This window comes from Chryseobacterium caseinilyticum (assembly GCF_014837145.1).
In the GTDB taxonomy this organism is placed as follows: Bacteria; Bacteroidota; Bacteroidia; order Flavobacteriales; family Weeksellaceae; genus Chryseobacterium; species Chryseobacterium caseinilyticum.
Genome location: NZ_JACYFS010000001.1, coordinates 391934 through 404681, shown reverse-complemented (window position 1 = coordinate 404681; position 12748 = coordinate 391934). Strand labels below are relative to the sequence as shown.

Here is a 12748-nt window from a genome sequence, read left to right as displayed (position 1 = left end):
CAAAAATAACAAAAATTACGGCTCTTTGCTAATTTCCGAAACATTCTCTCCGAATTGTAAAATATAACCGTTGTTATCGTAGATTGCAAACTCACGCATTCCCCATTCAAAAGTTTCGATTTCGTAGCAGACATCAGCTTTTTCTTTAAGATCTGACCATAAAATTTCCACATCATTTATATTAAAATAAAATGATCCCGAAAAGCCGATATTGTTAGATTTAGAATGGTCATTCTTCTTTGAAATCATCAGAACCACGTCATCTTTCTGCAAAGAAGCCCACTGCCAGTTTTCGTTTTTTTCATTTAAACTGAAACCTAAAATTTGGGTATAAAAAGATATGGTTTCTTCGAAATGGTCAGTCCAAAGTACTGGACGGAGTGCATTAAATTTTGTCATGTAAAAAATATTTATTTGAATTTCAAAAATGCTTAAAAGATTAACTTACATCTTGCTTATAAAATCATTATTTCGAAGAATTATACTCAATAATAAATTTGCCGCCGTAATCATCAAAGCTTACTAAATAACCATTTAAGAACATTTTGTACAATATTGTCTGTTTTGTATTATAAGATAAAGTCTTTGGGTAAAAATAGTATTTTTTACTGTTCTTATCCTGATCAAAATATTTTTCTACAATTGATTCTACCGGAAGACCTGTAATCTTTTCATCTGATAAAAACGCTCCATAATTATGATTCGAAACCGCTCCTTCACTGATTTTAAAATTATTTTTTAACAATGCTGTCAGAAAGCTGTGAAAGTCTTTAAATTCAGTTTGATAATGGTCGCTGTAAATATCATGTAAAGAATTAACATTACTTACAATCACTGAATCGTTATTTGTCTTAAAATATAAATTGTACCCCACAGATGGTGAAGGTAAAGAATCGTCAGTGACTGATGATTTTTCAATAAATTGATCAGAAACTTTTGAATCTGAGGATCTGGAGCAGTTTAAGATCAATATGAAGACAGATAAACAGATGAGGTTTTTACAATACATAAATTATGTAACAGACATTAAATTTATTTCTCCAAAAAAGGTTTCAGACTTTGGTTTAAAATTCCGCGCCATCCTTCTGCAAAGCTTTTGCGTGAAAAATTTTCACCCAGTTCACTGAATTTTTCTGTATCTCTGTGAGTTACTTTTACGGAAGTTTCCCCAGTTTCCATTTCCTTAATTTCCCATAAAACCGTTGTTTTTACTGTGGAAAAATCAGGATACGTCCATGTATACGAAAGTTTTTTTTCTGGAATTACTTCCAGAACTTCACCTACGTGATGGTATTTTTTATGATCTCCCGGCTCATAAAAATCGAAAACATTTCCTGTCACGGGCTGAAAATCCTGAATATCGAAATACCAGTTTTTCATTTCTGTTTTATCTGTCAAAGCCTTCCAGACTTGTGCTGCAGAAGCCTTGATAACGGTTTGAATTTCGATCGGATTATCCATATTTTTTAAATTTAAATCTTATGTGTGTGCAAAACCTGTGATTTTTGCCTCATCAAAATCGAGCTGCATTTCTATCGTTCTCATCACGTGATCATCGAAAATTTTCTCGCGCTTCATGCGGTGAAGTTCATTACGCTGTGCCTGAATGACCTGTCTCAGCACATCTTTATTTTCATTCATTGCCAGAACATAATCTCCTGTTGTCGCCATACACTGGGCTTTATCAGCCATCATCATCATTTCATTTTCAAGCTTGTGAATCTGGTGTTTTACGAGTTTGTTTTTTTCTGAAAGTTCAGAAAAATCACTTGTCAATTTTTCCAGAGCTGTTTCTTTCAGTTTCCGCATCAGGATTGCTTCCTGCTTTTCCTCAGGCAATTCACTTCCGGCATCTTCTATTTTCAGCCATTTTAATATTGGAGAAAGCAGGAGACCCTGCCCTACTAAAGTAATTAAAATGATGACAAAAGTTACGAATAAAATTATATTTCTGTGCGGAAAAGGTTCGCCCGGACTGATGTAAACAGGTATTGAAAGTGCTGCTGCCAGAGAAACAACACCCCTCATCGCCGCAAAACTGATGATAAAAGGCTCTTTCCAGTCGGGTTTTGGGTTTTCGTGCCTTACTTTTTTTGAAAAAAGTCTTGGAACGTAAACAATTGCATAACTGTAAGCCAAACGTGTAAAAATGATGGCTCCACCGATGACAATACTGTAAAAAATACCTTCAGAAATGGTGTAATCTTTCATGGATTCAATAACAACCGGAAGCTCCAAACCTATCAGTATGAAAATAATGGTATTCATTAAGAAAATTACAACGCTCCACACATTTCCTGTCTGGATTCTTGAGGTGTGACTTAAATAGCAGTGTGAGTTATATGACATCAACAATCCTCCTGCTACAACCGCCAAAACACCTGAAAAATGAAAATGTTCTGCCGCAACATACATTACATAGGGAACAATCAAAGTAATCACTGTGTCAATATTTGAATTGGAAGGAATCATCCTTAAAAACTTACCGAAAACAAGTCCTGCACCGACTCCTACAGCGACACCGCCAATCGCCATTGTAAAGAAATCCTGAACGGCTTCGCGGAAAATAAACTGTCCGGAAATAACTGCCGCCAAAGCAAATTTAAATACAATTAAACTCGAAGCATCATTGATTAAACTCTCCCCTTCCAAAACAGTTGTAATTTTTTTCGGAATTTTCATATTCCTTAAAATTGAAGTTGCAGCAACAGCATCGGGAGGAGAATTTACTCCACCTAAAAGGAATCCCATCGCCACCGTAAGCCCTGGAATAATTGAGGATGAAAGATAAGCAACGACGATTGAGGTAAGAAATACCAGACCGAAAGCCATGGAAAAAATCTGTTTTCTCCATTTGTGGAAATCCTGCCATGAGGTAAACCACGCAGCTTCAAATAAAATCGGAGGAAGAAAAATCAGAAAGACCAAATCCGGCTCAATCTCAATTTGCGGCATTCCGGGAATGAAACTTACCAGCAAACCGGCAATAACAAGGAAAATGGGATAGGCAACTTTCAGCTTCTGACCAATCATTACAAGAATCATGACGGAAAGCAGCACGGCTATTGAAATAATTACGTAATCGTGAATCATTATTTTTGAGTTTTAGTGTAGTTTTTATTTAATTTAAATTTAAAAATAATCTCAGTACCAAACGGAAATGTTCAGATTAAAATTAAATTTCTCTGTATTTTTAAAGACCGAATCTGGTTTGGTTTTACTTTAGTTTCCCGTGAAGGGAATGTTGTTATAAAACCCGATCTGTATCTGTCCGCGGTTTTTATTTTCCTGTATCTGATTCATATAGCCGGCTTCAATTTTCATATTTTTATTGATAACAAATCCTAAAGCGCCGTACACACGGTTCCGGTCAAAAACAGAGCTGTTCAGATGAAGAAAAAATTCATTGTAAGCCGATAAATACAGAGTTTTAGGACTCATCTCCTTATTATTTAAAGGAATGTTTAAACCGATGTAATATCTGAATCTCATCCTGAAATCATCTTCTAAAAAACGTTCTTCCAGACGGTAACGGTGCTGAAGATTAAACCTTCCGAATTTCTGTTTTGTAATAAACTGCTGAAAAATGCGGTGCTCGATATTCTCAGTTTTTTCACCGTTTCTGTAGGGTTGACTGAGGATAAAACCGTACCCCAGCAAAACATTGTTATTATTTTCGGTAAGGTCATAACCAATTCCTGTACGGATCAGCAACTGTTCGAGATCACCTGTTCCATCAAAACTTCTGTACTGAATTTCATTATGAAAATTAAACTTATTGCTGATTTTATTGTTTCCAAAATACATATACCAGGCTCCGAGATCATTGGTCTGAGCAATTGAAAACGATCCTATCAAAAGAAAAAGGAAGGCAGAAAAGGGTTTAAGAAGTTTCATGTAAAGTTGGATAATAAATATTCTCTATCAAATAATCAAAATCAATACTAAAAATCAATAACAGACAAAGAGTCGGATTGAAGATCAATTTTGTGACGTAAATGGTCAGATTATATAATCTCATTTAATCAAAAAAGTCAAATTGTCATTGAAATTAAACGTTTTTGAAAAACAAAAAACCGCCAGAGAAACTGACGGTTTACATTTTAATATACCTTAAGGATGCTGCTGAGTTTTAGATGGGTCGTCGTAATTGACCATCCAGTTGATGCCAAACTGATCCGTGAGCATTCCGAAGTAAGCACCCCAGAATGTGTCTGTCATTGGCATTTTCATGTGGCCGCCCTGTCTGCCCAGTCTTTCGTAGATTCTTTGAGCCTCTTCTCGGGATTCTGCGTTTACTGAGATGGCAAAATTATTTCCCATCGTGACCTGTTCTGCGTATTCGCCGGCAGCGTCGCTTCCCATCAAAACTGTTTCGCTGGAAATCGGCATGCTCACATGCATAATTTTGTTTTTGTCTTCTTCAGACATTTCGGTTCCTTCTTGAGGAGGCATTTCACCAAAAGTTCCCATGTAAGGAATTTCCGTATCGAAAACGGTCTGATAAAATTCGAATGCTTCTCTGCAATTACCGTTGAAGGTAAGATAAACGTTTACTGTTGCCATGGTATTTGGTATTTGAGATTTGATGTTTGAGATTTGAAATTCAAGGTTTAAGATTTAAGATTCAAGGTTTAAGATTCGGGCTACGGGATTCGGGTTGCGAGTTTTGTGACTTAGGTTATGAGTTTCGGGATTTGAGATGCGGGATTCACATATCATTGAAAATTTAAAATTCAAGATTTAAGATTCAAGGTTTAAGATTTTCGGGATTTGAGAAGCGAGATGCGAGATTCAATCATCATTCATCATTTATCAATCATCATTTATTACTCATTGCTCATCACACATTACTCATGCTCTGTGTTGATCGATAAGAATCATGTTCCCGTCGGGATCCTTGAGGAAGATATGCTCCGGGCCGGTGGTGGTTTCATCGGCGGTTTTTTCCAGTTCGATTCCGCTTTCCATGAGATTTTTCTGAATGAGTCTTACATCATCGAAGTCTTCGAGATTCTGTGCATTTTCGTCCCAGCCGGGATTGAAGGTGAGCATATTTCCGTCGAACATCGCCTGAAAGAGACCGATCAGGGTGCTCCCGTTTTTCATGATGAGATAATTGTTTTCCATGCTTCCACACATGGAAGAGAAGCCCAGTTTTTCATAAAATTCTTTGGATTTAGCCAAATCTTTTACACTCAAACTTAATGAGAATACGCCTAATTTCATAGATAGTTTTTTATTTTTTTAAATCATCCCGTACATTTTCAGTTTGGGACAAAAGTCATCGTGTTGATTTCAAACCGTACTTTTAGTTAAAGCCATTTTGTATCCCGGGAAAACAAGAAAAGGAGCAGCAAGACCGCAAATCCACATCCAGGTTGGTGTAGGAAGCATAGTGAAATTCAAAATAATCACAGACAAAAGTACTGCCCCACAGAAAATTGCGCAGTACGGTTTTCTATCCTTTGCAATTCTTGTAGACACAAATCCTGCGGAAAAAGCAGCGAAGGCATATCCAAAAATTACAATCACTTTTGCTTCTACAGGAAGTTCCTGAACATATTTTTTGAAAGCTTCCACTTTTTCGTAAGTAACACCGTCAGGCATCGGATAAATCATACGATTCACGGCTTCCACCAGAAAGATGATCAGATTGGCAACAACGATACCGCCAATCACTGCAAATATTTTTCTCAACATCATTATTGGTTTTTGAGTCTTGTTTTAAAATTCATGGTTTTATCATAGCTCATCCAGTCTCCTTTCAGGTTGATAACAGGATTTTCAATCTGATCTTTTTCTCTGTTCCAGGTAAAAGTATAAAGAAATGTTCCTTTAAACTCACCGGAGTGCTTGCCTTTATTTTCCTCAACCAGCTCGTATTCACCGTAAACAGTACTTCTCTTTGCCGAATTTTTGTATTTGGTAATTTTCATTTTACCTTCAAATTTTGCATACACTTTATCTACCAAAGAATATCCCGAGACGAAATATTCCTGATCATTTTTTTTATCCTGCTCAGAAATATTGATCTTAAGTTTTAAAACTTCACCTTCTTTCCCTATCGTCCCTACGTACGGCTTGCTGTCGTTGAGCCAGACTTTAGCAATATTCGGCATTTGTGCGAAACAGAAAGCAGTGCAGAATAAGAACAGAAATAATAATTTTTTCATGGTAAAATTTTAAACGCCAAACTGGCTGAGATGGTGATTGAGGTGCTTTGCAAACATATTGTTCCACTCATGAGACTTTAATTTCCCGAAAGAAAAAGATTCTTTCTCTTCAAAAGCCTCTGCTCCCAACTGCTGCGTTTTCTGAATAAAACCAATGAGTCTTTTTTTCTCGTCGTGAAAATTTCTTCTGTTTGAAATCACAAATTGTGGTGCTGTAGGCGAATCTCTGGGATACGCTTTTTCGCTCACCACTTTTGGCTTCACAAAACGTTTTAGAATAAATTTGGCAATGCTGCCTGGTTTTTTATGTTTTTCGGGCTCGTAAACCATTTCATAAGTTACACAACAATGCGCCAACATCTGGTCTACCGTCATTCTTCCCCACATTCCGTGTGTATCCTCTACGAGATTATTTATTCTATTGATGTAATTCTGAGCATCTTTTGAGTCGAAAACGTTTTCCATAGTCTGATTAATTGTATACAAACAAATATATTATTTTTTTGATTTAATTTTTAGTTTAAACTCAAATTGAAATGTAATTTATATCTAATTGGATCTATAATATATCTCACTGAGCTATTGCCAACATCACCTTCATCAAAATAATTCTGTTCACTTTTTTATTTCTTAGTTAATATTATTCTTTGATTTCCACTTTTACACCTTTCGTATTTGAATTCATCTGCGGGGCGTAATAATTCTGAATTGTTGTAATTCCGTTGGAGAAAACTCCGGAAGCATTACAGATCAAATCGTATTCAAAAACATATTTCCCTTTTGGCATTGACTGAATGTAGAAATTTGTTGAAGCATCTTTCGTAGACTGGTAATATCCCAAACTGTTTTTCCACTGATAACCCGAAATTACACTTAAAGGCTCAAAACCTGCCGCTCTCATATCTTTAATCTGAATAAATTCCATAGCACGGTCGGTGTTCAGAATCATTCTTACGGTCACTTTATCGCCCACTTTCAGCGGAGTTTCTGGTGTGATTTTTTTCAGTTCTTCGCCGTTAACCGTTTTTACTTTTTTGTACAGTTCTTTTGTAACGGAAAGGTAATTTTCTGAAGATTTTATTTTATCCAGATCTTCATAATACTGCCAGAATAATCCACCCTGAACAATTCCTGCGCCTGGTTTTGTTATGGTGACGGTTGCTAATTTTTTATCTAAAACATCGGTTTTCAAGGTTGATTTCACATAACCTGTTGCTTGGGTTTCCGGTTTTAATTCTTTTCTACCCCAAATAATTGTTGCTTTATCACTGTCTGCTGTCGTCCATGATTTTCCTGAATTTAAGATCGTGAAAATCACTTCTGCTGTTCCTCGTGAGCTTCCCCATGAGTTGACTTCTTTCTGTGTAATTAACCAGATTTTCATGTCTTCAATGAATTTCTGATCGTTTGGTTTTAGTGTACTGAAAGCTTCCAAAGCACCTGCGTGATTCACCACTTTTGAGCTGAACCATCCCCAGTCGTCCAGATTCTGTTTCCAGTAAACGCCTTGATTTTTAGAATCAACTGAGGTTTCCTTTAAATAAGTCATTAGTTTTTCTGAAACCTCTTTCAAACCATAATCATTCATCAGTAATGCTGCGCGGTGCAGTCCGAAGAATGTAAAATCAGTAATTTTTGCGGTTTTGGCTTTTTCTTTTACTAAAGATTTCAGTGTTGCAGATTTTCCCGTCAGAGGATATTCTTTTTCCCAGTAATTTCTTGCATTCAGATAATCCAAAGTCCAGTTGGTCCAGATATTTTCCTTTTTCACATCAAACCTGCCTGCTTCCTGATCAACATATTCAATCAGTTTTTTAACCAAATCTGCCTGTTCTGAATTTTGATAGTCTTTCACATTATCTTTCAGCCAAAGATTGATTTTTCCTAAATTTTTTAAGATATAAAGTGATGTAGAATAAGAACTTGGATAACCCTGATACCAGGAAAAACCACCATCAGGATTCTGTAATTTTTTAAGTTCGTCCCAATCGCTTTTTATAGAATTTTTCATCGTATTTGCATCAAAAAGCAGCGCTAATTTCTGCATTTGCTCTGTTTCATTTTTACTTTCCAAAACCCATGGTGTTTCATCGAGCAACAGCTGTTTCAGTTCCTGATTTTTTTCAAGATTTGAAGTTAACAATCCTTTGCTTTGATATTCTTCAAAAACCTTTTTCAGTTTTGGATTCGCTTTAAAAATTTCCGAGGCCAAAACATCGGCAAACCATTTATTAAAAACAACATCTGCGGAATTGTTCTGATCATTTTTAAGGCTTGGCAATGCAAACATAATTTCCCAGATTGGATTTGTCGTCAATTCTAAAGTATTGGAAACATTGGATATCGTAGTTGAACTGTTATTTTTAAGATTTTCAAGCTCAAAAGTTTTGGTTTCTCCTTCTTTCACAAAAACAGGAACCGCTTCTGTTACAAGCATTCTATTTGGTAAAACAGCGATTGCTTTTTGTTCGCCATCAGAATAATTTCCGGCCTTCGCAACAACTTTTAGAATAATTGAGGAAATATCTTTCGGAACAACAATTTTCCATGTTAAAGCTGAATTTCCGTTTTCTATTAGTTCAAATGCACTCGAATTATTTCGAATTAATCCGAATTTGTCGGTAATATCTTCATTTGTAAAGGCATCTAAGATTTGAAGTTGAGCTGTTCCGCTTAATTTTTTAATGGTAAGATTTGAGAGTTTTGACTGAAGGTTTAATTCATCTCCTTCTCTCAAAAATCTCGGATAATTTGGAGTTATTGAAAATTCTTTCTGCGTAACGACCTGTTTCTCCAAAGTCGTTGCTCTTGCATCTTTGGTATGAGCAAGGAACATTAATTTCCATTTTGTTAAAGCTTCGGGAGATGTGAATTCGAAACTGACATTTCCGTCTTTGTCGGTTTTTAAATCGGGATAGAAAAATGCGGTCTCGTTTAGATTTTGGCGGACTGGAACTGTGTTGGCAAGTCTTTCCTGAGCGTTTAATGGATCAATTACGTCTGTGTACTCCATTTTTTCAGCTTTTGTTAACTGTCTCCCAGAATTGAGAATTTCTACCGCTGCATCATCCATACTCAAGCTCTGTAAGCGCATCTCTTGCGGAGCAGAAACTTTAGGATTTGGTTTAGGCTCTGGAATTAGATTATAGCCAATTTTATCTCTTCCACCAGCTCCCTCCAAATACTCCCGATAAGGAGTCGCCTCATCTTCCTGATAATCTAAATCTTCATCCAAAGAATAATTCAACCAATTCAATTCGGGAATTCCGATGCTTTTTACCCTTACATACTTATAATTTTTTTCATAATATTCCTGCTGAAGACTATTTTGCAAAGAATAATTTTTAAAATCGTCGTAAGATATTTTTAAAGTATTCCAATCGAATTTATTGACATTGAACTGATCCAACGACATATCATACATATTCGCAAGCACTTCTGCGTTTACTTTTTCCCTATCCTTTCCTGAAACTTTCACAGTCCATTTTTCTTTAGAGTTCGGTTCTATTTTATCCCGGAAAGTTACCGTTTCAATCGTTATATTTCTTGACTGATCAGCTACACTAAAATTAACAGTTTTGGTTTGAACATCATTAAAAGATACCAGCTGAAAAGTAATATCTAAGTTTGAAACTTTCTCATTTGAAGATGCCGTAACGGGGAATTTTAAAACTCCATTTTTAAACTGATGAACCGAACTTACAGTCGGATTTACTCCATCCTGAAAAAACACATTAACAGACGCATCCAGAATCGAAGAATAAACATAAATTTCCGAAGTTTCACCGCGATTCAACTCTGTTTTTGGCTGCACCACTTCAAGGAAAATATTTTGCTCTTTACCAACAGATTTTTTACTGAAAACAGAAAAATTCTGTTTCGTTCTTATCGTGTCTTTGCCTTCAATATTAAATAATTCAAGTTCATAATTTCCTGTTTCAAGTTTGCCTAAATTTAAATCCGGTGAAGCTTCAACTTCGCTTTGTGAAACAGTTTTACTTAAGATAACCGACTGAGGTTTTGGACTCTCTTCATCATCACTTTTATCAAAACGGTCATGCGGAAATTTGCTTATAAATTCTGCCTTGGAATACTGCGGCAAATTCTGAGTATAATCTTCAAAATTACTTCTGAAAATTCTTTCAGGAGATTTCACTTTAGAAAGTTTTATCTGATACGTTTTTTTAAGATTTTGCTCGTTGTAATTTTTAGTTTCAACTTTCAGTCTTATACTTTCATCATCGAAAACATTTTTAATCTCATCTGCTTTGATATAGTGAGAAACCGAAGCTACTTTTATATTTGTATTGACAGACTGACTTTCGCCATTTACATCAGTCACAGAAGCGTTCACCGCAAAATTATCGATTTGAATTCCATCAGTATTTTCATCCTTTTTTAAATCAACTTTGATAGTAAATTCACCTTTGTCATCTGTTTTTACTTCTCCCAAAATTGAATTTTCGTTATCATAATCATGTGGAAACCAAGGGAAATATTTCCATCTGATGTTTTGTTTTTTGATTTCGTAATTTACTGTTGTGTTGCTTAATGCAACTCCGGAAAACATCATTGCTCTACCTTTTAATTCAAGCGTTTCTCCGTATTTGTATTCTGTTTTTACAGGTTCGAATGTGACTTCAAACTTCGGTCTTTTGTATTCTTCAACCTGAATATATTTGTTCCATTCTGCAAAACCTTCAGTTTTAATAGTGAAAGATCCATTGAGTTTACCTTTGGGCAAAATAAAGCTTCCATGATAAGAACCAAATTCATTTGTTGTAAATTCCCGAGAACTTATTTCCTGATTATTTGCATCAATCAGACTGATTTTCTGTTTCGTATTTGAAGCTACAGATTCTTTGTCATTAATGATCTGAGTGTTGATTACTTTAAAATAAACCGTTTGACCAGGTCTGTAGATCGCTCTGTCGGTAAAAATCTGTGCTTTCTTTACACTTTTCTCCTGAATATATTGATTTCTGCCGTGCCCGTAAACACTCATTATTTGGAAACTGTTGGTTTTTGGCTGGTTGATCAAATAATTTCTGTAAAATTCTTTATTTTCGGATAACGGAAATTTAAAAATCCCGTTTTTATCAGTTAAAAGCTTCGTTTCAGATAATTTTTTATCATCTGAGAATTCATAAATTATAAGATTTTCTTCGCCTACAACATTACCATTTTCACTGTTTACCAATTTCACAAGATTCTGTAAATCTCCCTCATCATATTTTGTCTGATAAAGAATTTTGTTATCTGAAACGAAGAAATAAAAATGCTGATATTTAAGACTTTCTTTATCGTTTTCAACTACAAATTCTGCAAAATAAATTCCCGCAGGAAGAGGTTTTATCTCGAGCGAAGTTCTGTGAGTCTTGTAATCTTTAGAATTATTCAGTTTAAACTCATCCTTTCTCACCAATGTCTTTTTGATTCCGTCTAATGAATTTTTGTTTTTGTATGAGAGAAACTCATTTACGTTTTGAGGTTTATAAATATTGATACTGAAATTTTCTACATTTTTAAATTCCGCAGAAAAATGGATCGGCACATTGGGCTGCGTCTGATCTTCGTAAGTTATCTGCAGAGAAGGATTTACAATTCGGTTCTCAATATTCTTAAGGTTATTCAGAAATGACGATTTCGGGAATTCCTTTTTAGCTTTACCGATTACCGCAAGTGCATCTTTTTCCTTATCTTCCAAAGTCAGAGTTTGAGCAATATCTTCATAAATCAAAACTTTGTAATCTCCTTCTACAGAAGAATTTGCTAATTTATAAAGCTGCTCAACCTTATTTTTGCAGTTGGTATTTACACAATCATAAATTACTTTTTCATGAGAAAAATACAGTTTTGAATTTCCGCTGTTTGAGGCAATCAATTCATCATAAATTTTACTGATCTCAATTTTATTTTCAGCCAATTCGTTTGGTGTGAAAAAATTGATATTTTTAAGAAAATTAATCTTTTCCAAAGCATACCAATCGTACAAATTCGGGAAAAATTCGATAGACGAAGTATTAACAAAGACTTTATTATACTTTGAAAAATCAATCTTTTTCAATTCAGATTTCATCTGATCCAACTCCAGATGCGATTTGGAAATATAGTTTTTAAAATCAAGCTTTGACCATGTTTCAATCGAAGAAACATCCTGTTGATTGATATTGGTCTGGTCGTTAATCTTCCAGATATTGTGAATGTAATATTCGTGTAAAAAATTTGAAACTAAAATTTTAAAGAAAAGCCTGTCGTCTCCTTTCAACTGCTGTTCAGTAGCTCTTATTTTTTCAAAAAATTTTGAATCCAAATCGTTTTCTTCACTGTGTGAGATTTCGAAGATGATTGCATATTCTGATCTTAGTGCTTTTATCAGTTCAACCGTTTTACTTTCTTTCATCGCCCTATTTTGTATTTCTGTAATAATCGGAAGATTGCTCTTAAACTTTCCTTCGTCTGAATTTTGCTTCACTTTTTTCCATTGACTGTCGTAATAATTCTGAGCCTGAACGGAGCTGAAAATCCCAAAACACAGAAGAATTAAGATGATTTTGATGCTTTTCATATTT

Annotated in this window: 11 protein-coding genes; all 11 read right to left on the bottom strand. The window is 35.0% G+C overall.

Features of this window, described 5'->3' with window-relative positions; all coding sequences use genetic code 11:
• Positions 1-15 precede the first annotated feature (15 nt).
• The 11 genes from IC610_RS01940 to IC610_RS01890 all read right to left on the bottom strand — a co-directional run bounded on the left by IC610_RS01940 (position 16) and on the right by IC610_RS01890 (position 12744).
• Complete coding sequence (locus IC610_RS01940) at positions 16-399, bottom strand: VOC family protein (protein ID WP_056078785.1); 384 nt, start codon at positions 397-399, stop codon at positions 16-18.
• Positions 400-466: 67 nt separating this feature from the next.
• Positions 467-835, bottom strand: a complete 369-nt coding sequence (locus IC610_RS01935) for a hypothetical protein (protein ID WP_191734987.1) — start codon at positions 833-835, stop codon at positions 467-469.
• A gap of 197 nt (positions 836-1032) precedes the next feature.
• Entirely contained in the window at positions 1033-1461 is a 429-nt protein-coding gene (locus IC610_RS01930; protein ID WP_191734986.1) for an SRPBCC family protein, read from the bottom strand.
• 18 nt (positions 1462-1479) lie between these two features.
• The gene (locus tag IC610_RS01925; protein WP_056078778.1) at positions 1480-3093 is read right to left on the bottom strand and encodes a Na+/H+ antiporter; all 1614 of its coding nucleotides are present in this window, start codon (positions 3091-3093) and stop codon (positions 1480-1482) included.
• Positions 3094-3222: 129 nt separating this feature from the next.
• The gene (locus IC610_RS01920; protein WP_191734985.1) at positions 3223-3897 is read right to left on the bottom strand and encodes a DUF2490 domain-containing protein; all 675 of its coding nucleotides are present in this window, start codon (positions 3895-3897) and stop codon (positions 3223-3225) included.
• A gap of 216 nt (positions 3898-4113) precedes the next feature.
• Positions 4114-4566 carry a VOC family protein gene (locus IC610_RS01915; RefSeq protein ID WP_191734984.1) on the bottom strand — a complete coding sequence of 151 codons (453 nt, stop codon included), beginning with the start codon at positions 4564-4566 and terminating at the stop codon, positions 4114-4116.
• Between the two features lie 288 nt (positions 4567-4854).
• Positions 4855-5229, bottom strand: coding sequence for a VOC family protein (locus tag IC610_RS01910; RefSeq protein WP_191734983.1), 375 nt, complete (start codon positions 5227-5229; stop codon positions 4855-4857).
• 69 nt (positions 5230-5298) lie between these two features.
• Positions 5299-5703, bottom strand: coding sequence for a hypothetical protein (locus tag IC610_RS01905; RefSeq protein ID WP_191734982.1), 405 nt, complete (start codon positions 5701-5703; stop codon positions 5299-5301).
• A 2-nt stretch (positions 5704-5705) separates the two neighbouring features.
• Entirely contained in the window at positions 5706-6176 is a 471-nt protein-coding gene (locus tag IC610_RS01900; RefSeq protein WP_191734981.1) for a hypothetical protein, read from the bottom strand.
• A 9-nt stretch (positions 6177-6185) separates the two neighbouring features.
• Positions 6186-6641, bottom strand: a complete 456-nt coding sequence (locus tag IC610_RS01895) for a DUF1569 domain-containing protein (RefSeq protein WP_056078760.1) — start codon at positions 6639-6641, stop codon at positions 6186-6188.
• 175 nt (positions 6642-6816) lie between these two features.
• Positions 6817-12744: an alpha-2-macroglobulin family protein gene (locus IC610_RS01890; RefSeq protein WP_191734980.1), complete on the bottom strand. Its 5928-nt coding sequence runs from the start codon at positions 12742-12744 to the stop codon at positions 6817-6819.
• Positions 12745-12748: the final 4 nt, after the last annotated feature.

What these genes read in the sequence shown, in the direction of transcription:
- IC610_RS01940 (WP_056078785.1), bottom strand. Translation starts at nt 399, where the DNA reads ATGACAAAATTTAATGCACTCCGTCCAGTACTTTGGACTGACCATTTC.
- IC610_RS01930 (WP_191734986.1), bottom strand. Translation starts at nt 1,461, where the DNA reads ATGGATAATCCGATCGAAATTCAAACCGTTATCAAGGCTTCTGCAGCA.
- IC610_RS01925 (WP_056078778.1), bottom strand. Translation starts at nt 3,093, where the DNA reads ATGATTCACGATTACGTAATTATTTCAATAGCCGTGCTGCTTTCCGTC.
- IC610_RS01920 (WP_191734985.1), bottom strand. Translation starts at nt 3,897, where the DNA reads ATGAAACTTCTTAAACCCTTTTCTGCCTTCCTTTTTCTTTTGATAGGA.
- IC610_RS01915 (WP_191734984.1), bottom strand. Translation starts at nt 4,566, where the DNA reads ATGGCAACAGTAAACGTTTATCTTACCTTCAACGGTAATTGCAGAGAA.
- IC610_RS01910 (WP_191734983.1), bottom strand. Translation starts at nt 5,229, where the DNA reads ATGAAATTAGGCGTATTCTCATTAAGTTTGAGTGTAAAAGATTTGGCT.
- IC610_RS01905 (WP_191734982.1), bottom strand. Translation starts at nt 5,703, where the DNA reads ATGTTGAGAAAAATATTTGCAGTGATTGGCGGTATCGTTGTTGCCAAT.
- IC610_RS01900 (WP_191734981.1), bottom strand. Translation starts at nt 6,176, where the DNA reads ATGAAAAAATTATTATTTCTGTTCTTATTCTGCACTGCTTTCTGTTTC.
- IC610_RS01895 (WP_056078760.1), bottom strand. Translation starts at nt 6,641, where the DNA reads ATGGAAAACGTTTTCGACTCAAAAGATGCTCAGAATTACATCAATAGA.
- IC610_RS01890 (WP_191734980.1), bottom strand. Translation starts at nt 12,744, where the DNA reads ATGAAAAGCATCAAAATCATCTTAATTCTTCTGTGTTTTGGGATTTTC.